The organism is Hahella sp. HNIBRBA332, assembly GCF_030719035.1.
Classification (GTDB): Bacteria; Pseudomonadota; Gammaproteobacteria; order Pseudomonadales; family Oleiphilaceae; genus Hahella.
Genome location: NZ_CP132203.1, coordinates 6,532,501 through 6,552,193 on the forward strand (window position 1 = coordinate 6,532,501; position 19,693 = coordinate 6,552,193).

Annotated in this window: 14 protein-coding genes, 5 tRNA genes and 2 rRNA genes (1 of these 21 cut by a window edge); 20 read left to right on the forward strand and 1 reads right to left on the reverse strand. The window is 49.3% G+C overall.

The window, feature by feature from the left end; genetic code table 11:
• Together O5O45_RS29040 and rrf are read left to right on the forward strand one after the other, a co-directional pair.
• A 23S ribosomal RNA gene (locus O5O45_RS29040) occupies positions 1 to 2,257 on the forward strand; it begins 634 nt to the left of the window's first position.
• 117 nt (positions 2,258 to 2,374) lie between these two features.
• Positions 2,375 to 2,487 (forward strand): 5S ribosomal RNA (rrf, locus tag O5O45_RS29045).
• Between the two features lie 129 nt (positions 2,488 to 2,616).
• On the opposite strand, the gene O5O45_RS29050 is transcribed toward rrf, so the two are convergent.
• A complete protein-coding gene (locus O5O45_RS29050) occupies positions 2,617 to 2,925 on the reverse strand; it encodes an OB-fold nucleic acid binding domain-containing protein (protein WP_305902776.1) in 309 nt (102 codons plus the stop codon).
• 177 nt (positions 2,926 to 3,102) lie between these two features.
• On the opposite strand from O5O45_RS29050, the gene O5O45_RS29055 reads away from it, so the two are divergent.
• The 18 genes from O5O45_RS29055 (at position 3,103) to rpsL (ending at position 19,655) form a co-directional block, all read left to right on the forward strand.
• Complete coding sequence (locus tag O5O45_RS29055; protein ID WP_305902777.1) at positions 3,103 to 4,080, forward strand: biotin--[acetyl-CoA-carboxylase] ligase; 978 nt, start codon at positions 3,103 to 3,105, stop codon at positions 4,078 to 4,080.
• A complete protein-coding gene (locus O5O45_RS29060) occupies positions 4,077 to 4,793 on the forward strand; it encodes a type III pantothenate kinase (RefSeq protein ID WP_305902778.1) in 717 nt (238 codons plus the stop codon). The genes O5O45_RS29055 and O5O45_RS29060 overlap by 4 nt, the downstream gene beginning before the upstream one ends.
• Positions 4,794 to 4,807: 14 nt before the next feature.
• Positions 4,808 to 5,527, forward strand: coding sequence for a hypothetical protein (locus tag O5O45_RS29065; protein ID WP_305902779.1), 720 nt, complete (start codon positions 4,808 to 4,810; stop codon positions 5,525 to 5,527).
• A 33-nt stretch (positions 5,528 to 5,560) separates the two neighbouring features.
• Positions 5,561 to 5,636, forward strand: a tRNA-Thr gene (locus tag O5O45_RS29070).
• Positions 5,637 to 5,677: 41 nt separating this feature from the next.
• Positions 5,678 to 5,761, forward strand: a tRNA-Tyr gene (locus O5O45_RS29075).
• 11 nt (positions 5,762 to 5,772) lie between these two features.
• Positions 5,773 to 5,847, forward strand: a tRNA-Gly gene (locus O5O45_RS29080).
• A 20-nt stretch (positions 5,848 to 5,867) separates the two neighbouring features.
• Positions 5,868 to 5,943 (forward strand) — tRNA-Thr (locus tag O5O45_RS29085).
• A gap of 52 nt (positions 5,944 to 5,995) precedes the next feature.
• Positions 5,996 to 7,189, forward strand: a complete 1,194-nt coding sequence (gene tuf, locus O5O45_RS29090; RefSeq protein ID WP_305902780.1) for an elongation factor Tu — start codon at positions 5,996 to 5,998, stop codon at positions 7,187 to 7,189.
• A gap of 13 nt (positions 7,190 to 7,202) precedes the next feature.
• Positions 7,203 to 7,278, forward strand: a tRNA-Trp gene (locus tag O5O45_RS29095).
• A gap of 25 nt (positions 7,279 to 7,303) precedes the next feature.
• Positions 7,304 to 7,672: a preprotein translocase subunit SecE gene (secE, locus tag O5O45_RS29100; RefSeq protein ID WP_305902781.1), complete on the forward strand. Its 369-nt coding sequence runs from the start codon at positions 7,304 to 7,306 to the stop codon at positions 7,670 to 7,672.
• 10 nt (positions 7,673 to 7,682) lie between these two features.
• Positions 7,683 to 8,216, forward strand: coding sequence for a transcription termination/antitermination protein NusG (gene nusG, locus O5O45_RS29105; RefSeq protein ID WP_305902782.1), 534 nt, complete (start codon positions 7,683 to 7,685; stop codon positions 8,214 to 8,216).
• A gap of 96 nt (positions 8,217 to 8,312) precedes the next feature.
• Entirely contained in the window at positions 8,313 to 8,741 is a 429-nt protein-coding gene (gene rplK / locus O5O45_RS29110) for a 50S ribosomal protein L11 (protein WP_011399931.1), read from the forward strand.
• Between the two features lie 3 nt (positions 8,742 to 8,744).
• A complete protein-coding gene (gene rplA, locus O5O45_RS29115) occupies positions 8,745 to 9,443 on the forward strand; it encodes a 50S ribosomal protein L1 (RefSeq protein WP_305902783.1) in 699 nt (232 codons plus the stop codon).
• A gap of 195 nt (positions 9,444 to 9,638) precedes the next feature.
• Positions 9,639 to 10,169 (forward strand): 50S ribosomal protein L10, encoded by a 531-nt coding sequence (gene rplJ / locus O5O45_RS29120; protein WP_305902784.1) that lies wholly within the window; start codon positions 9,639 to 9,641, stop codon positions 10,167 to 10,169.
• A gap of 36 nt (positions 10,170 to 10,205) precedes the next feature.
• On the forward strand, positions 10,206 to 10,580 hold the full coding sequence (gene rplL, locus O5O45_RS29125; RefSeq protein ID WP_305902785.1) for a 50S ribosomal protein L7/L12: 375 nt from the start codon (positions 10,206 to 10,208) through the stop codon (positions 10,578 to 10,580).
• A 183-nt stretch (positions 10,581 to 10,763) separates the two neighbouring features.
• Positions 10,764 to 14,837 (forward strand): DNA-directed RNA polymerase subunit beta, encoded by a 4,074-nt coding sequence (rpoB, locus tag O5O45_RS29130; protein ID WP_305902786.1) that lies wholly within the window; start codon positions 10,764 to 10,766, stop codon positions 14,835 to 14,837.
• A gap of 120 nt (positions 14,838 to 14,957) precedes the next feature.
• Positions 14,958 to 19,148: a DNA-directed RNA polymerase subunit beta' gene (gene rpoC, locus O5O45_RS29135; protein WP_305902787.1), complete on the forward strand. Its 4,191-nt coding sequence runs from the start codon at positions 14,958 to 14,960 to the stop codon at positions 19,146 to 19,148.
• Between the two features lie 132 nt (positions 19,149 to 19,280).
• Complete coding sequence (gene rpsL / locus O5O45_RS29140) at positions 19,281 to 19,655, forward strand: 30S ribosomal protein S12 (protein WP_127973663.1); 375 nt, start codon at positions 19,281 to 19,283, stop codon at positions 19,653 to 19,655.
• Positions 19,656 to 19,693 lie beyond the last annotated feature (38 nt).

Consider the following 19,693-nt stretch of genomic DNA (forward strand, 5'->3'; position numbering starts at 1 on the left):
GGCGAATTAGTCGCTAGGCGTAGACCCGAAACCGAGTGATCTAGCCATGGGCAGGTTGAAGGTTGAGTAACATCAACTGGAGGACCGAACCGAAATCTGTTGAAAAAGATTCGGATGACTTGTGGCTGGGGGTGAAAGGCCAATCAAACTCGGAGATAGCTGGTTCTCCCCGAAAGCTATTTAGGTAGCGCCTCGGACGAACGCCTACGGGGGTAGAGCACTGTTTGGGCTAGGGGGTCATCTCGACTTACCAACCCCATGCAAACTCCGAATACCGTAGAGTGATATCCGGGAGACACACGGCGGGTGCTAACGTCCGTCGTGAAGAGGGAAACAACCCAGACCGCCAGCTAAGGCCCCCAAGTCCATGTTAAGTGGGAAACGATGTGGGAAGGCACAGACAGCTAGGAGGTTGGCTTAGAAGCAGCCACCCTTTAAAGAAAGCGTAATAGCTCACTAGTCGAGTCGGCCTGCGCGGAAGATGTAACGGGGCTCAAACATGGCGCCGAAGCTGCGGATTCATCCAATGGATGAGTGGTAGGGGAGCGTTCTGTAAGCTGATGAAGGTGGATCGAGAGGTCTGCTGGAGGTATCAGAAGTGCGAATGCTGACATGAGTAACGATAATGCGGGTGAAAAACCCGCACGCCGGAAGACCAAGGGTTCCTGCGCAACGCTAATCGGCGCAGGGTGAGTCGGCCCCTAAGGCGAGACCGAAAGGTGTAGTCGATGGGAAATCGGTTAAAATTCCGATACTTTGTATTGCTGCGATGGGGGGACGGAGAAGGCTAGGTCAGCCTGGGATTGGTAGTCCAGGTTTAAGCCTGTAGGCAGTGTGTTTAGGCAAATCCGGACACACAATGCTGAGGGGTGATGACGAACTCTCTTTAAGAGAGTGAAGTGATTGATGCCCAGCTTCCAGGAAAAGCCTCTAAGCTTCAGGCAATACGAAACCGTACCCCAAACCGACACAGGTGGTCAGGTAGAGAATACCAAGGCGCTTGAGAGAACTCGGGTGAAGGAACTAGGCAAAATGGTGCCGTAACTTCGGGAGAAGGCACGCCGTCATGTACGTGAAGGCCCTGCGGCTGGAGCGGAAGGCGGTCGAAGATACCAGGCCCCTGCGACTGTTTATTAAAAACACAGCACTCTGCAAACACGAAAGTGGACGTATAGGGTGTGACGCCTGCCCGGTGCCGGAAGGTTAATTGATGGGGTTAGCGTAAGCGAAGCTCTTGATCGAAGCCCCGGTAAACGGCGGCCGTAACTATAACGGTCCTAAGGTAGCGAAATTCCTTGTCGGGTAAGTTCCGACCTGCACGAATGGCGTAACGATGGGGGCGCTGTCTCCACCCGAGACTCAGTGAAATTGAAATCGCTGTGAAGATGCAGTGTATCCGCGGCTAGACGGAAAGACCCCGTGAACCTTTACTATAGCTTCACAGTGGACTTTGAACCTGCTTGTGTAGGATAGGTGGGAGGCTTTGAAGCGAGGACGCCAGTTCTCGTGGAGCCATCCTTGAAATACCACCCTGGCATGTTTGAGGTTCTAACTCTGACTGGTAATCCCGGTCGAGGACACTGTGTGGTGGGTAGTTTGACTGGGGCGGTCTCCTCCAAAAGAGTAACGGAGGAGCACGAAGGTGCGCTAAGTACGGTCGGACATCGTACGGTTAGTGTAAAGGCAAAAGCGCGCTTAACTGCGAGACAAACACGTCGAGCAGGTACGAAAGTAGGTCTTAGTGATCCGGTGGTTCTGTATGGAAGGGCCATCGCTCAACGGATAAAAGGTACTCCGGGGATAACAGGCTGATACCGCCCAAGAGTTCACATCGACGGCGGTGTTTGGCACCTCGATGTCGGCTCATCACATCCTGGGGCTGAAGCCGGTCCCAAGGGTATGGCTGTTCGCCATTTAAAGTGGTACGCGAGCTGGGTTTAGAACGTCGTGAGACAGTTCGGTCCCTATCTGCCGTGGACGTTGGAGATTTGAGGAGAGTTGCTCCTAGTACGAGAGGACCGGAGTGAACGAACCGCTGGTGTTCGGGTTGTGATGCCAATCGCATTGCCCGGTAGCTATGTTCGGACGGGATAACCGCTGAAAGCATCTAAGCGGGAAGCCCCCTTCAAGATAAGATCTCCCTGAGGACTTGATCCTCCTAAAGGGCCCTTGTAGACCACGAGGTTGATAGGCTGGGTGTGTAAGCGCTGCGAGGCGTTGAGCTAACCAGTACTAATTGCCCGAGAGGCTTGACCATATAACACCGAAGTAATTTACCGGTATTGATTGAGTATAACTGCTTATCCAAGTTAAAGGTCTTCTGACCAAGCGCCAACTAGACAAGCTAGAACTAAGACAAAGCTTAACGGTTTTGCCTGATGATCATAGCGGACTGGAACCACCTGATCCCATTCCGAACTCAGAAGTGAAACAGTCCAGCGCCGATGGTAGTGTGGATTCCCATGCAAGAGTAGGTCGTCGTCAGGCTCTTAATACGAAGAACCCGTCCTCGTGACGGGTTTTTTTATGCCTGGAGTTTATGCCCAGGCCAGGCGTCAGAGCCCCTCTTACTATTCCCGTAGAGCGCTTCATCTACCACAAACAAACCCTTCAAGCTCAGTGAAAGTCCCTTGATCGCGACTCCAGTTCCTCCAGGTGCGGCGTCAGGTCCGTCAAACGATGGGCGATGACGTGCGCTACGCTCCCTTCGTCATCCTTATCGATCTCTCCGTATACCATTAGCTGTCGCGCTTTGATGAGGACGTCCATCTGCGCCATCGCTGTTTTTTTCCAAGCAATGATATTGATTGAGCCCGTTTCATCTTCCAGCGTGATAAAAGTTACTCCTGTCGAGGTTTTTGGGCGTTGCCTGTTAATGACCACGCCTGCTACATAGGTCTTGAGGCCTGCTTTTTGTGTAGTCACTTCAGCTGCCTCTATGGATCTATGGGCTGTGCAACTGGCTAGAGCGTGAGTGATATGTCTGCCCAGTGAAATTGGCGCGCGCGACGCCTCCATGATTTAGTGGTTTTGGCCTAATGGGAACTTTGTCATAATCGAAAGCTTCCTTTTTAAAAGGGAGGCTGGGAAAAGGCTTTGTGTATGAATGAGAAATTAGTCGAAATTCTTTCTGATGGAGAGTTTCATTCCGGCGTCGAGCTGGGTGAGCTTTTGGGAGTTACGCGGACTGCAGTGTGGAAGCATGTCTCGCAATTGGCGGCTTATGGTTTAAAGGTTGAATCAATTAAAGGGAAAGGGTACCGGCTTGAGCGTCCTTTGTGCCTGCTTGATGGGGTGCGGCTGCGTAATGACATAGAGGTGCGCTGGAAGGGCAAGTTGCGCGAGTTTAGCGTGGCGCATTCTGTAGGCTCCACTAACGCCGAGCTTCTTGCAAGTAGCAAGGATCTGCCTGTTGGTCTTTATGATATTCTGCTTGCTGAGAGGCAAACTGCGGGGAGGGGAAGAAGGGGTAGGGCATGGGTTAGTCCGTTTGCTCAAAATATTTATATGAGTGTGGCCGTCAGGCTCCCAGGTGGGTTTTCGGTTCTAAATGGTTTGAGTCTTGCGATTGGGGCGGCTGTTGCAGACGCTATAAAAGCTATATGCAACATACAGGTTTCCCTCAAGTGGCCAAATGATGTCTGGTATTCGGAGAGAAAATTGGCGGGTCTATTATTGGAGGTGCAGGGGGAGCAGGAAGGGCCCGTGCATGTGATCATTGGCTTGGGGGTTAATGTGCTTATGGAGTTGGAGGCAGGGAGTGCTATTGATCAGCCTTGGACGGCTTTGTCCGAAGCGTGTGAGGTAAAAGTGGAGAGGAATCAGCTATGCGTGGCTCTAGTTGACTCCATCTTGTCTTGTCTTGAATCTTATAAATCTGAGGGCTTTTCTGGTTTGAAAGGGTTGTGGGATAAGTATGATCTGCTTAAGGGGCGGAAGGTTATGGTCTCGAGCGGAGATCAGTGCTGGGGGGGCGAGTATATTGGTGTTTCCGATGAGGGGTATGCTCTTGTTCGGGGAGAAGATGGGTTGGTCAAATCTCTTGCCGGAGGGGAAATTACAGTTAGGCCGGTTGCATGAGGGAGCTTGATCTTGACGCGGGAAACTCAGGGTTAAAATGGCGTCTCGTTGAGTCGGGTCGAGTAGTTGCTCGCGGGAGTGTTGTCTATGGCGCAACTTCTATAAAGTGGAGCGTTCCTATCGAGGGGGTCGATAGAGCTCTTGTTAGTAGCGTTGCATCTGAAGAGGTTAACGACTCGCTGCGAAAACTCCTTAATGGAATTGCAAATGTATTCTGGGCGAAAACGACTTCTTCATATGGCTCGTTGGTTAACGCTTATGCGGATTATGCCTCGTTGGGGGTTGATCGGTGGTTGGCTTTAATTGCCGCTTATAGTAAGTATCCCGAAGATCTATGTGTTATTGATTGTGGTACGGCAGTAACAGTGGATTATGTGGATAGATTTGGGGTGCACAAAGGGGGCTACATTGTGCCTGGGGCTGCGCTAATGTTGCGGTCTTTAAACATGAATACGGCGGCGCTTAAAGGGAGCTATGGGTATGACTCTGAGCTCGTTCCAGGCTCCTCCACCAGGGAGTGTATTGAGAGGGGGGTGTTTTACATGCAGAAAGCATTTGTTTTAAGTATCGCTCGCAGTTGTGTTGAAAGTCGAATGGTTTGTACTGGTGGGGGTGTGAGGGCTTTACTAGAAAATGATGAGGCTTATACCTATATCGAAGACTTGGTTTTGGATGGGTTGCGAATCGTTGGTAATGGTGTTCCTGTGAATTGACTGGGGTTGAACCTGTGCGCTGGATCTTTATTTCTCTGCTTATGCTCAATGGGCTTGTTTTTGCTGTTCAATGGCTAGAACTGCAAAAACGAGAAGGGTTGGAAGAGGCTCGTAATAGGGTTGCATTATCTGAAACTGATGCCAACCGTTTAACTTTGCTTAGTGAAGTCGATGTGAAAGAGGAAAGGGCTGTCGTTGATCTCGGTATAGAAAAGAGGTCCGAAACCCTGGCTTCAAAGGACGAGAAATTTTGTCTCTTGATGGGGCCTTTCGAAGAGGATGCTCAGGCCCAAGGCTTAAGAATGGCTTTGGCAAAAAGGAGTGTTGAGTCTGTCGTATTTCCAAAGAATATTAGTTTGGCGCCTGAGTATTGGGTCTATTTAGAGCCAATGGAGAGTCGTAAAACGGCGATAATAAAGCTAAGGGAGCTTCAGGTGAGGAAGATTGATAGCTATTTGATTAGCCAGGGTGAGCTGAGAAATGGTATTTCTTTGGGTTTGTTCAAAAATGTGGACTCGGCAAACCGCTTGTTAAAGCAGAGAATCAGTGAGGGCTATGATGCTAAGATCAAGGAAGTCCCAAAGGAAAGGCTTGAGTATTGGGTGGCTACAAAAGATGAAGCGAACCTTCAAACAGTGGCGAGGGTGGATAGGGTTTTGAATGAAAGAAACTTAAACACAAATAAGAGACAAATTTTTTGTAAAAGTATTGCATCGGGTGTGGAACTTCCGTAGTATAGCGGCCTCGCGAAACAGGCGAGATGTAGAGCTGGTGTAGCTCAGTTGGTAGAGCAGCTGACTTGTAATCAGCAGGTCGGGGGTTCGATTCCGTCCACCAGCTCCATTTTTTTAGGGTTTCACCTTGTGGTGGGTGAGCCTGGTCTGGGAGGGGTTCCCGAGTGGCCAAAGGGATCAGACTGTAAATCTGACGCGCAAGCTTCGCTGGTTCGAATCCAGCCCCCTCCACCACTTATTCAAGTGCGGGCATCGTATAGTGGCTATTACCTCAGCCTTCCAAGCTGATGACGCGGGTTCGATTCCCGCTGCCCGCTCCACGCTTTGTGGTTTTGGTTTTGCTCATGTAGCTCAGTCGGTAGAGCACATCCTTGGTAAGGATGAGGTCACCGGTTCAATTCCGGTCATGAGCTCCACTAATTAATTCACTGAAGTCTCGGCTGCTGCATTTCTTTAGGGGATGGTCAAATGGCAAAAGAAAAGTTTGAGCGTAGTAAGCCTCACGTAAACGTAGGCACCATTGGTCACGTTGACCACGGTAAGACTACTTTGACAGCGGCCTTGACCCGCGTATGTTCTGAAGTTTGGGGTGGTCAGGCGGTGGCGTTTGACGGTATCGATAATGCTCCAGAAGAAAAGGCGCGTGGTATCACTATCGCGACTTCTCACGTTGAGTACGAATCCCCCATTCGTCACTATGCGCACGTTGATTGCCCTGGGCACGCTGACTATGTGAAGAACATGATCACTGGTGCGGCTCAGATGGATGGCGCTATATTGGTATGTTCCGCAGCTGACGGCCCTATGCCTCAGACTCGTGAGCACATCCTGTTGGCGCGCCAGGTTGGCGTTCCATATATCGTTGTGTTCCTGAATAAAGCGGACATGGTTGACGACGAAGAGTTGTTGGAACTGGTTGAGATGGAAGTTCGCGACCTGCTGAGCCAGTATGAGTTCCCAGGTGACGATACTCCAATCATCGTTGGTTCCGCGTTGTTGGCGCTGGAAGGTAAAGATGATAATGGCATGGGCACCAGTGCTGTTAAGAAGCTCGTTGAAACTCTGGATGCGTACATCCCAGAGCCTGAGCGTGCAATTGATAAGCCGTTCCTGATGCCGATTGAGGACGTATTCTCTATCTCTGGTCGCGGTACAGTTGTAACTGGTCGTGTAGAGCGTGGCATTATCAAAGTTGGTGAGGAAGTTGAGATTGTTGGTATCAAGGATACCACGAAGACTACCTGTACTGGCGTTGAGATGTTCCGTAAGCTGCTGGACGAAGGTCGCGCTGGTGAGAACGTTGGCGTATTGTTGCGCGGCACCAAGCGTGATGACGTAGAGCGTGGTCAAGTATTGGCTAAGCCAGGAACTATTACTCCGCATACCGTTTTTGAGTCAGAAGTATACGTGCTGAGCAAAGACGAGGGTGGCCGTCACACTCCTTTCTTCAAAGGTTATCGTCCTCAGTTCTACTTCCGTACAACGGATGTGACTGGTGCGTGCGAATTGCCAGAAGGCGTAGAGATGGTTATGCCTGGCGACAACGTAAAAATGAAAGTCAGCCTGATCGCTCCAATCGCGATGGAAGAAGGTTTGCGCTTCGCGATTCGTGAAGGCGGCCGTACAGTTGGCGCTGGTGTTGTTGCTAAAATTTTCGAGTAACCTTTTTTAAGGTAGGCCAGTAGCTCAATTGGCAGAGCGGCGGTCTCCAAAACCGCAGGTTGGGGGTTCGATTCCCTCCTGGCCTGCCACCTTAAATTTTGGGTTTGGGTGGTTATGTCTTCAAACGTAGAGAAAAGCTCTGGAGCTTTCGATAAGCTGAAGTGGCTGCTTGTTGTTGCTTTGGTTGCCGTAGGGGTTGTTGGTAACTCCTTTTACGCTGATCAGTCACTTCTTTATCGAGTGCTTGCTCTTGTTGCTTTGGCTCTAGTTGCGGGCTTTGTGGCTGTGCAAACGGAGAAAGGTAAGTCCTTTTTGGTTTTGCTAAAAGAAGCTCGAGTGGAGATAAGGAAGGTGGTTTGGCCAACCAGGCCCGAGTTGACTCAGACGACCTTGATAGTGGTTGTCTTTGTCCTTGTAGTAGCGTTGCTGCTATGGGTCATTGATTCCCTGATCAGCTGGCTTGTGTCAGGCTTAATAGGGTAGGAGAAGGCCTTTGTCTAAGCGATGGTTTGTTGTTCAAGCCTATTCCGGCTTCGAGAAGCATGTTATGCGCTCCCTTAAGGAGCGCATAGTGCTTAAAGGAATGGAGGATCAGTTTGGAGAGATCTTAGTTCCTACAGAAGAAGTTGTAGAGATGAAAGAGGGTAAGAAGCGCAAGAGTGAACGCAAATTCTACCCTGGATATGTGCTTGTTCAAATGGAAATGAATGACGATACTTGGCACTTGGTTAAGTCTACGTCTCGTGTGCTTGGTTTTATAGGTGGAACTCCTGATAAGCCTGCGCCAATAAGCGATAAAGAAGCTGAGGCAATTCTTCGTCGAGTTGAAAGTGGCGCTGATAAGCCTAAGCCAAAAACATTGTTTGAAGCTGGTGAAGTGGTTCGTGTCATTGATGGTCCTTTCGCAGATTTTAATGGCGTGGTTGAAGAAGTGGACTACGAAAAGAGTCGGGTGAAAGTGGCGGTTCTTATTTTTGGCCGTTCGACGCCAGTTGACCTGGAGTTTAGTCAGGTCGAAAAAGATTAATGTTCGCATGACGACTGCTCGCTTCGCCTTAGGTGGGGCGAGCTTTTTGTGTCTGTTCGGGGAGCACTAAGTGCGTTAAACCCATTAGGAGGAAAAATGGCTAAGAAAGTTAATGCCTATATTAAGTTGCAAGTAAAAGCCGGTCAGGCTAATCCAAGTCCCCCTGTTGGTCCTGCGTTAGGTCAGCATGGTGTAAACATCATGGAATTTTGTAAGGCGTTCAACGCCAAGACGCAAAATCTTGAGCCTGGTTTGCCGACTCCAGTTGTAATTACCGTTTATAGTGATCGTAGCTTTACGTTTATTACGAAAACTCCACCTGCTTCAGTGTTGCTTAGAAAAGCTGCTGGTATTAAGAGCGGTTCTGGCCGTCCGAATACAGAAAAGGTAGGTACAGTAAATCGTGCGCAATTAGAAGAAATTGCGAATGTTAAAATGCCTGATTTGTCTGCGGGTAGCCTCGACGCTGCTGTTCGAACTATCGCTGGCACAGCTAGAAGCATGGGTCTGAACGTAGAGGAGTAAAACGTGGCTAAGTTGACTAAGCGCCAAAAGGCGATTCGTGAAAAAGTACAAGCTGGTAAGGCGTACAGTGTAGAAGAGGCGGTAACCCTTTTAGCTGAGCTGTCCGGTTCTGTGAAATTTAAAGAATCTATTGATGTATCTGTGAACCTTGGTGTGGATGCTCGCAAATCAGACCAAGTAGTCCGTAGCTCTACTGTACTGCCAAACGGGACAGGGAAAACTGTTCGCGTTGCGGTCTTCACTCAAGGTGCAAATGCGGATAAAGCAAAAGCAGCTGGTGCTGATATCGTCGGTATGGACGATTTGGCTGAAGAAGTAAAGAAAGGCAACTTGGATTTTGATGTTGTGATCGCAACGCCGGACGCTATGCGTGTTGTTGGTCAGTTGGGTCAGATTTTGGGGCCTCGCGGTCTTATGCCTAACCCTAAAGTAGGCACTGTAACTGCTGATGTTGAAGCGGCAGTTAATAATGCTAAAGCGGGCCAGATTCGTTACAGAACAGACAAAAACGGCATCATCCATGCTCCTTTAGGTAATGTTGAGTTCTCTGCGGAGCACATCAAGCAGAACTTGGAAGCTTTGATTGCTGACCTGAAGAAAATTAAGCCTTCTTCAGCGAAAGGCGTTTACCTCAAGAAGGTAACTCTTTCATCAACAATGGGCCCAGGTCTGTTGATTGATCAGAATAGCTTGGCTGTATAAATATGAAGATTTTGGTGGTCTTTCGGCATAAGCCGTAGGCTGTCCAAGACCGCAGGCTTTTCCCGGCGTAAGCCGGGAAAATTAAAAGTTCCTGCGCAGACGGCTGATAGTAGTTTTCCTGCTTAAAAGCCGTAAACGTCTCAGTGAGACATAGTACGACTAACCGGCTTGGCCGGTACACATAGGAGAAATCCGGTGGCAATTAGACTCGAAGACAAGAAAGCGATTGTCGCTGAAGTCAATGAGACTGCCAGTAAGGCCTTGTCATTGGTGATTGCCGACTATAGAGGCGTAACCTCAAATAAGATGTCTGAACTGCGCGCTAAAGCTCGTGCAGAAAGCGTTTCTTTGAGGGTTGTGCGTAACACTCTGGCTCGCCGTGCTGTTGACGGCACCGAGTACGAGTGCGCGCGCGAAGCTTTTGTTGGCCCCACAATCTTGGCGTTTTCTATGGAAGATCCAGGAGCAGCAGCTCGTTTGCTCAAGGATTATGCAAAAGAAAACGACAAGTTTGAAATCAAGGCTCTTGCTGTTGGTGGTGAGATGCTTGGCGCTGATCAGATCGATCGTCTGGCCAAACTCCCGACAAGGGATCAGGCTCTGGCGATGTTGATGAGCGTAATGCAAGCACCTGTCACCAAGCTTGCACGTACACTAAACGAAATTCCTTCGAAAGTGACTCGTGCGGTTGCTGCAGTTCGCGACAAGAAGCAAGACGCGGCATAACGGTTTTTTATTTTTGGCTTTTAGGAGATTTTAGAAATGGCTCTGTCAAAAGACGATATCCTTAATGCAATCGCAGAAATGAGCGTAATGGACGTAGTTGCGCTTGTTGAAGCAATGGAAGAAAAATTCGGCGTTTCCGCTGCAGCAGCAATTGCAGTAGCTCCTGCTGCTGCTGGTGAAGTAGCAGCAGTTGAAGAAAAAACCGAATTTGACGTAGTTCTGCAGTCTGCAGGCGAAAAGAAAGTGAACGTGATCAAAGTGGTTCGCGGTATCACTGGTCTGGGCCTGAAAGAAGCTAAAGATCTGGTTGACGGCGCGCCTTCAACTGTTAAAGAAGCTCTTTCCAAAGACGACGCAGAAAAAGCTAAGAAAGAACTTGAAGAAGCCGGCGCTACGGTTGAACTCAAGTAAAACTTTGCTAGCTTTAGGCTATTAAAGAAGAATTCGGCTGGCGTTTATTCAACGTCAGCCGTTTTCCGTTGTGCAAGCTATAACTTTGCGACCAAAATTTCGCACGAACCGTAATAAGCATTTGCGGTTGTCGAACTCCTTCGAGCACACCAGAGTCAGTTTGAAGAAAGCTGGGGAATATCGATGACATACTCCTATACCGAGAAAAAACGAATTCGTAAAGACTTCGGAAAGCTTCCAGCAGTAATGGACGTTCCGTACCTCCTGTCCATACAGCTAGACTCCTATCATGATTTTTTACAGCAAGACGTAGCAGTCGAAGACCGGCAGGAAGTCGGCTTGCATGCTGCGTTCAAGTCGGTATTTCCAATTGTCAGCTTTTCGGGAAATGCGGCCCTAGAATATGTGAGTTACCGGCTGGGCCAGCCCGTATTTGATGTAGCTGAATGTCAGCTGCGCGGCGTTACTTATGCAGCGCCCCTAAGAGTTAAAGTTCGCTTGATTATCTACGATAAAGAGTCGTCCACCAAGGCGATTAAAGATATCAAGGAACAAGAAGTGTATATGGGAGAAGTTCCGTTGATGACTGAAAACGGGACTTTTGTTATCAATGGAACTGAGCGTGTCATCGTATCTCAGCTCCATAGATCCCCTGGCGTATTTTTTGACCACGATAAAGGCAAGACTCATTCTTCCGGTAAATTGCTTTACTCAGCGCGCATCATTCCTTATCGCGGCTCTTGGCTTGACTTTGAGTTCGATCCGAAGGACTGCGTGTTCGTTCGTATTGACCGTCGCAGGAAGCTGCCAGCGACAATCCTGCTGCGCGCACTGGGATATGCGGCTGACGAAATGCTCGAAATGTTCTTCGAGAACAGCCTATTTGAAGTAGAAGGCGGCGAATATTTCCTGGATTTGGTTCCTAGCCGTTTGCGCGGCGATATCGCTATCTTTGAAATTAAAGATGACGAAGGCAACCTTATCGTAGAAGAAGGGCGTAGGGTTACGGCCAGACATATTCGGCAAATGGAGAAGGCGGGCCTGAAGCGTCTGCGTGTTCCAAGCTCCTATCTATTAGGCAAAGTTACTGCAACTAATATTGCTGACCCGTCAACTGGGGAAGTTATTGTTGAGTGTAATACTGAGATTACTGACGACGTTATCGAGAAGATTGAAAAAGCGGGCATTAAGAGAATTGAGACGCTTTATACCAACGACTTGGATTGTGGTCCCTTCGTTTCTGATACTTTGAGAATCGATGCGACGCGTTCTCAGTTAGAGGCCTTGGTCGAAATCTATCGCATGATGCGTCCGGGGGAGCCGCCGACGAAAGAGTCTGCGGAAAATCTATTCAACAACCTTTTCTTTTCCGAAGAGCGCTATGACCTGTCCGCTGTTGGACGCATGAAGTTTAACCGTCGGTTGGGGCGTGAGGAAACTGAGGGGCTGGGTGTTCTGAGCCATTCCGACATTATTGATGTTTTGAGAACATTGATAGATATTCGTAATGGCAAAGGCGTTGTGGATGACATCGACCACCTCGGTAATCGTCGTGTTCGTTCCGTTGGCGAGATGGCTGAGAATCAGTTCCGTGTAGGGTTGGTTCGCGTTGAGCGTGCGGTGAAAGAGCGTCTGAGCATGGCTGAGTCTGAAGGGCTTATGCCTCAAGACCTGATCAACGCCAAGCCAGTTGCTGCAGCAGTAAAAGAGTTTTTCGGGTCCAGTCAGTTGTCTCAGTTTATGGATCAGAATAACCCTCTGTCTGAAGTGACGCATAAGCGTCGCGTCTCTGCGTTGGGGCCTGGTGGTTTGACACGCGAACGTGCTGGCTTTGAAGTGCGCGACGTACACCCGACTCACTATGGTCGTGTTTGTCCTATCGAGACGCCTGAAGGTCCAAACATCGGTTTGATCAACTCACTGGCGACATACGCCCGCACAAATACCTACGGCTTCTTGGAAAGCCCGTATCGTAAGGTTGTGGATGGCTTGGTGACTGACGATATTGAGTATCTGTCAGCTATTGAAGAGAGCGACTATGTCATTGCTCAGGCAAGCGCGGCAGTTGACGAAAACGGTCGCTTGATTGACGAGTTGGTAACTGTTCGTCATAAGAACGAGTTTACCGTAATGCCGCCTGAAAAAGTGACGCTGATGGATGTATCCCCCCGTCAGGTTGTATCTGTAGCTGCGTCTCTGATCCCGTTCTTGGAGCACGATGATGCTAACCGAGCATTGATGGGATCGAACATGCAGCGACAGGCTGTTCCTACGCTGAAGGCGGAAAAGCCTCTGGTTGGTACAGGTATGGAGCGTTATGTGGCCCAGGACTCCGGCGTGTGCGTGGTTGCGCGGCGCGGTGGGGTTGTTGTTAGCGTTGACGCTGCTCGTATTGTTGTTCGCGTGAGCGATGATGAAACTGAGGCCGGTGATGCTGGGGTTGATATCTACAACCTTACTAAGTACCAGCGCTCCAACCAGAATACCTGTATAAACCAGCGTTCCCTGGTGATGGAAGGTGACGAAGTTGCACGTGGTGATGTACTTGCCGATGGCCCATCTGTTGATTTGGGTGAGTTGGCTCTGGGGCAAAACATGCGTATCGCGTTTATGCCTTGGAATGGTTACAACTTCGAGGACTCCATCCTTGTTTCTGAGCGAGTCGTACAGGAAGACCGGTTCACCACGATTCATATCCAGGAACTAACATGCGTTGCAAGGGATACCAAGCTAGGGCCAGAAGAAGTCACGGCGGATATTCCCAATGTGGGCGAAAGCGCACTGGCGAAGCTGGACGATTCTGGAATTATCTATATTGGCGCGGAGGTTGAGCCGGGCGACATCCTGGTCGGCAAGGTAACGCCTAAAGGTGAAACCCAGTTGACTCCTGAAGAGAAACTGCTGCGCGCTATCTTCGGTGAGAAAGCGTCTGATGTGAAGGATACTTCCCTGCGTGTATCGACTGGTATGCGTGGAACAGTTATCGATGTGCAAGTCTTCACTCGCGATGGTGTTGAAAAAGATCAGCGCGCGAAGGAGATCGAGCAAACTGAACTGAATAAGTTCCGTAAAGACCTTAACGATGAATATAAAATTGTTGAGGGCGCAACATTCGAGCGCTTGCGGTCGGCATTACTGGGGCAATCGGTAATCGGCGGCCCTGGATTAAAGAAAGGCGACACGCTGACAGAAGTTCACTTCAACGCATTCGAGAAAGAGGAATGGTTCAAGCTGAACATGGCTGACGAGCAACTGAATGAACTGCTTGAAAAGGCGGAAGGGCAGTTGCAAGAGCGTCGCAAGAGTATCGAAGACCGCTATGAAGATAAGAAGCGCAAGCTGCAGTCAGGTGATGACTTGGCTCCGGGCGTTTTAAAAATCGTCAAGGTCTATGTTGCCGTAAAACGCCGTATCCAGCCAGGTGACAAAATGGCGGGAAGACACGGAAACAAAGGTGTTATCTCCGCGATCAAGCCAGTTGAAGATATGCCTTACGACGAGCAAGGCAATCCGGTCGACATCGTATTGAACCCGCTGGGCGTACCGTCCCGTATGAACGTGGGACAGGTTCTCGAAACTCACTTGGGTGCTGCGGCGAAGGGACTTGGCGACAAGATAAACCGTATGCTGGCGGAGCAAAAGCAGGCTGCGGAAATTCGTAAGTTCTTGCACGAGATCTATAACGGAATCGGCGGACGTAACGAAGATTTAGACTCATTGTCTGACTCTGAGGTTCTAGTGTTGGCGGCCAACCTGAAGAAAGGCGTGCCGATGGCTACACCGGTTTTCGACGGCGCCAAAGAGAAAGAGATCAAGGAGATGCTACGTCTTGCGGATATGGACGACAGCGGGCAGGTTTGGCTGTACGACGGTCGTACCGGCGAGCGCTTTGAACGTCAGGTAACTGTAGGTTACATGTACATGCTGAAGTTGAATCACTTGGTTGACGACAAAATGCATGCTCGTTCTACCGGCTCTTACAGTTTGGTTACGCAGCAGCCGTTGGGCGGTAAAGCTCAATTCGGTGGACAAAGGTTCGGGGAAATGGAGGTCTGGGCTCTGGAAGCATATGGTGCAGCGTACACGTTGCAGGAAATGCTTACTGTTAAATCCGATGACGTTAATGGTCGTACGAAGATGTACAAAAACATCGTAGACGGCGATCACCGTATGGAGCCGGGTATGCCAGAGTCCTTTAACGTATTGGTTAAAGAGATTCGCTCTTTGGGTATCGATATCGAGCTCGAGGCCAATTAATACGCGGCGTTAACCTTCACAAACATCCGCAACCAAAGAATGGGGCGGATGTTTGCTGCGAACCGAATTAACTAGGGGGCGAGAAGATCGCTTCTATTGATCAGTCAGAGGCCTTAGCCAATGAAAGATTTGCTGAACTTACTTAAAAACCAGAACTACGCTCACGAGTTTGACTCGATTCGTATTTCCTTGGCGTCGCCTGATATGATCCGTTCATGGTCATTTGGTGAAGTCAAAAAGCCTGAAACCATTAACTACAGAACTTTCAAGCCGGAAAGGGACGGCCTCTTCTGCGCCAAAATTTTCGGCCCAATCAAAGATTATGAATGTCTTTGTGGAAAATATAAGCGTCTCAAGCATAGAGGCGTTATTTGTGAGAAGTGCGGCGTAGAAGTTGCTCCGGCCAATGTTCGTCGTGAGCGTATGGGGCATATTGAATTGGCCTCGCCAGTTGCGCATATCTGGTTTTTGAAATCTCTTCCTTCGCGTATCGGCTTGCTGTTGGATATGACTCTGCGTGATATCGAACGCGTTTTGTATTTCGAGTCATTCATCGTCATTGATCCAGGCATGACTACCCTTGAAAAAGGGCAGCTGCTTTCTGATGAGCAGTATTACGAAGCTTTGGAAGAGTTCGGAGATGAATTTGACGCACGCATGGGCGCCGAAGCAATCCAAGGACTGCTGGCTGATTTGGAGTTAGAGGACGAAATTGAGCGTCTTCGTGAAGAAATTCCAAATACTAACTCCGAGACTAAAATCAAAAAGCTATCCAAGCGTTTGAAGCTTATGGAGGCTTTTGCTGAGTCCGGAAACCATCCGGAATGGATGATCCTGACTGTATTGCCAGTTCTGCCTCCTGATCTGCGTCCATTGGTGCCTCTTGACGGTGGTCGATTCGCTACAAGTGACTTGAATGATCTGTATCGTCGTGTCATCAACCGAAATAACCGTTTGAAGCGCCTATTAGAGCTGAATGCTCCAGACATCATCGTACGTAACGAGAAGCGAATGTTGCAGGAGTCTGTGGACGCACTGCTGGATAACGGTCGTCGCGGTCGTGCGATTACCGGTTCCAATAAGCGTCCGCTGAAGTCTTTGGCTGACATGATCAAAGGTAAGCAGGGCCGTTTCCGTCAGAACCTTCTTGGTAAGCGGGTTGATTACTCGGGTCGCTCCGTAATCGTCGTAGGGCCAACTTTGCGTCTGCATCAGTGTGGTTTGCCCAAGAAGATGGCGCTGGAGCTATTTAAGCCGTTTATTTTCTCCAAGCTTGAGCATCGTGGTTTGGCTACAACGATTAAAGCAGCCAAGAAGATGGTCGAGCGTGAAGAGGCTGTGGTTTGGGATATTCTGGACGAGGTTATCCGGGAACACCCTGTTATGTTGAACCGTGCGCCAACTCTTCACCGGTTGGGTATTCAAGCGTTCGAACCTGTTCTGATCGAAGGTAAAGCGATACAGTTGCATCCGTTAGTGTGTACAGCATATAACGCTGACTTTGACGGTGACCAGATGGCTGTACACGTTCCTCTGACGTTGGAAGCTCAGTTGGAAGCGCGTGCGTTGATGATGTCTACAAACAACATCCTTTCGCCTGCTAACGGGGATCCTATTATTGTTCCTTCGCAGGACGTTGTTCTTGGTCTCTACTTTATGACCAGGGAGCGAATTAATGCCAAGGGCGAGGGGATGGTGTTCTCCGATATTAAGGAGGTCCAGCGCGCCTACGGAGCTAAGAAGGTTGACCTCCAGGCGAAGGTCAAAGTTCGAATTCGCGACGTAGTCATCGACGAAGAGCGCAACAAGACTGTCACTGTGTCTGTACTTGATACGACTGTTGGTCGAGCGTTGCTATTTGATATTTTCCCTGAAGGTCTCGCGTTCTCGCTGGTTAACCAGAACATGACGAAAAAGGCGATTTCACGTTTGATTAACGCCTGCTACCGTCGAGTTGGTCTAAAGGAAACGGTCATTTTTGCTGACCAGATAATGTATACCGGCTTTTATTACGCGACTCTCTCGGGAGCATCAATTGGTGTGAACGACTTCGTTATTCCTGATGAGAAGGCGAAGATTATTGACGCTGCGGAAAATGAAGTTAAAGAGATTGAATCGCAGTTTGCTTCCGGTCTGCTAACTCAGGGCGAGAAGTACAACAAGGTTATCGATATTTGGTCGCGCGCCAACGATAAAGTCTCCAAAGCGATGATGGATCGTCTTGGGAAAGAAAAAGTCGTTAATAAGGACGGTAAAGAAGTCGATCAGGATTCCTTTAACTCCGTTTACATCATGGCTGACTCTGGCGCGCGGGGTTCTGCGGCTCAGATTCGTCAGTTGGCTGGTATGCGTGGCCTGATGGCGAAGCCCGATGGATCTATCATCGAGACGCCTATTACGGCTAACTTCCGGGAAGGTCTGAACGTTCTCCAGTACTTTATATCTACGCACGGGGCGCGGAAGGGGCTGGCGGATACAGCATTGAAAACTGCTAACTCTGGATACTTGACTCGTCGTCTGGTTGATGTCGCCCAAGATTTGGTTGTAACTGATTTGGATTGCGGTACTTCCGAAGGTCTGCTGGTTACTCCTCATATTGAAGGGGGGGATGTTGTTGTTCCTCTGGGCGATCGAGTGCTGGGGCGTGTCACAGCAAGCGATGTGTACTCCGCATCCGACAACCAGAATGTTGTTGTTCCAGCGGGAACATTGCTTGACGAGACGACTGTAGAAACGCTTGAAAAGGCTGGTGTTGACGAGATTTTGGTTCGCTCTCCTATTACTTGTGAAACCAAATATGGCGTCTGTGCAAGCTGTTATGGTCGTGATCTGGCGCGTGGCCACTTGGTTAACGTCGGTGAAGCTATTGGTGTAATCGCTGCCCAGTCCATCGGTGAGCCTGGAACTCAGCTGACGATGCGTACTTTCCACATCGGTGGTGCGGCATCGAGAGCTTCTGCAGTCGATAACATTCAAGTTAAGCATGGCGGAACTGTCCGTTTGCATAACCTTAAGCACATCGAGAGAAAGAATGGCAATCTGGTTGTTGTCTCTCGATCATCAGCTTTGGCGATTGCAGACGAAGCCGGTCGGGAAAGGGAGTGGTATAAACTTCCTTACGGCGTTGAGCTGAGCGTGAAGCAAGGACAGCAGGTTGCGGCAGGCGAAATCGTCGCCAAATGGGACCCGCATACGCACCCGATTATCACAGAGGTTGGTGGTAAAGCGATCTTTGTTGGCGTTGAAGAGGGTATTACTGTTAAGACCCAGACAGATGAAATTACAGGTCTGTCGAACATTGAGGTAATGGATCCGAAGGATCGCCCGGCTTCTGGAAAAGATATTCGTCCGATGCTGCAATTGCTGGATGCTAATGGCAAAGAGATGAAGTTCCCAGGTACTGATACGCCAGTACAGTACTTCCTGCCTCCAAACTCACTTTTCAGTTTGAAGAATGGGGATACTGTTGAAGTTGGTGATGTAATTGCGAGGATTCCGCAAGAGTCATCTAAGACACGGGACATTACAGGTGGTCTGCCACGAGTTGCCGACTTATTCGAGGCTCGTAAGCCTAAAGAGCCATCTATTCTTGCTGAAATTTCAGGGATCGTTTCGTTTGGTAAAGAAACGAAAGGGAAGAAACGTCTTGTTATTACGCCAACCGATAATACTGATCCGTTTGAGATTTTGATTCCTAAATGGCGTCAGCTAAACGTATTCGAAGGTGAGAGCGTAGAAAGAGGAGAGGTTATCTCAGACGGCCCATCTAATCCGCACGACATCTTAAGATTGTTGGGGGTTGGTGAGCTGGCCAAGTACATCATTAACGAAATTCAAGACGTATACCGTCTCCAAGGCGTTGTTATAAACGACAAGCATATTGAAGTTATCGTGCGCCAAATGATTCGTAAGGTTGATGTATTGAGCTCTGGGGATACCACTCTCATTAAAGGAGACCAGGTTGAGCTGGTAAAAGTCCTGGAGGAAAACGAGAAAGCGGAAGAAGAAACGAAGATGCCTGCGCGTTACGAGCGAGTATTGCTGGGTATAACTAAAGCATCTTTGGCGACAGAAAGCTTCATTTCCGCAGCATCGTTCCAGGAAACTACTCGCGTTTTGACCGAGGCGGCTGTAACTGGCAAGCAGGATCACTTGCGTGGTTTGAAAGAAAACGTGGTTGTAGGGCGACTGATTCCTGCTGGAACGGGTTCGGCTTACCACCAAGAGAGAAAACGCAAACGTATGCAGAAGGAAGGCGGCGTTAGCGCGGCAGATGTTGTTCAGGCGTTGAGCGCAGAACTGAATAAATAATCTGCAAGGTCGAAGGTGGCTGGTGGTTTTTTAGCCTTGGTCGCCTTGACTCGTTGATTGGGCGTCAGTACACTTGGCGCCCTTATTAGTTGGGCACTAAATATCTATCTGTTGTTAACGGAGTAAGCTTGAATGGCAACCATTAACCAATTGGTACGCAAGCCTAGAAGCCGTAAGGTCGCAAAAAGCGACGTTCCTGCGCTTCAAGGTTGTCCGCAGCGTCGCGGCGTATGTACCCGTGTATATACGACTACCCCTAAAAAGCCGAACTCAGCTTTGCGGAAAGTATGTCGTGTTCGTTTGACGAATGGCTATGAAGTAACCTCCTATATTGGTGGTGAAGGTCATAACCTGCAAGAGCATAGCGTTGTGTTGATTCGCGGAGGCCGGGTAAAAGACTTGCCAGGCGTACGCTATCACACTGTACGTGGAACTTTGGATACTGCTGGCGTAAACGATCGTAGACAAGGTCGTTCAAAATACGGCGCCAAGCGTCCGAAGTCTTGATAATAGTTGTTGGATAAGAGTAAGGCTGGCTGACTTTG

Bases quoted from the DNA above. Each gene is read 5' to 3' on its own strand.
- O5O45_RS29055 (WP_305902777.1), top strand. From the start codon at position 3,103: ATGAATGAGAAATTAGTCGAAATTCTTTCTGATGGAGAGTTTCATTCC.
- O5O45_RS29060 (WP_305902778.1), top strand. From the start codon at position 4,077: ATGAGGGAGCTTGATCTTGACGCGGGAAACTCAGGGTTAAAATGGCGT.
- tuf (WP_305902780.1), top strand. From the start codon at position 5,996: ATGGCAAAAGAAAAGTTTGAGCGTAGTAAGCCTCACGTAAACGTAGGC.
- secE (WP_305902781.1), top strand. From the start codon at position 7,304: ATGTCTTCAAACGTAGAGAAAAGCTCTGGAGCTTTCGATAAGCTGAAG.
- rplK (WP_011399931.1), top strand. From the start codon at position 8,313: ATGGCTAAGAAAGTTAATGCCTATATTAAGTTGCAAGTAAAAGCCGGT.
- rplL (WP_305902785.1), top strand. From the start codon at position 10,206: ATGGCTCTGTCAAAAGACGATATCCTTAATGCAATCGCAGAAATGAGC.
- rpoB (WP_305902786.1), top strand. From the start codon at position 10,764: ATGACATACTCCTATACCGAGAAAAAACGAATTCGTAAAGACTTCGGA.
- rpoC (WP_305902787.1), top strand. From the start codon at position 14,958: ATGAAAGATTTGCTGAACTTACTTAAAAACCAGAACTACGCTCACGAG.
- rpsL (WP_127973663.1), top strand. From the start codon at position 19,281: ATGGCAACCATTAACCAATTGGTACGCAAGCCTAGAAGCCGTAAGGTC.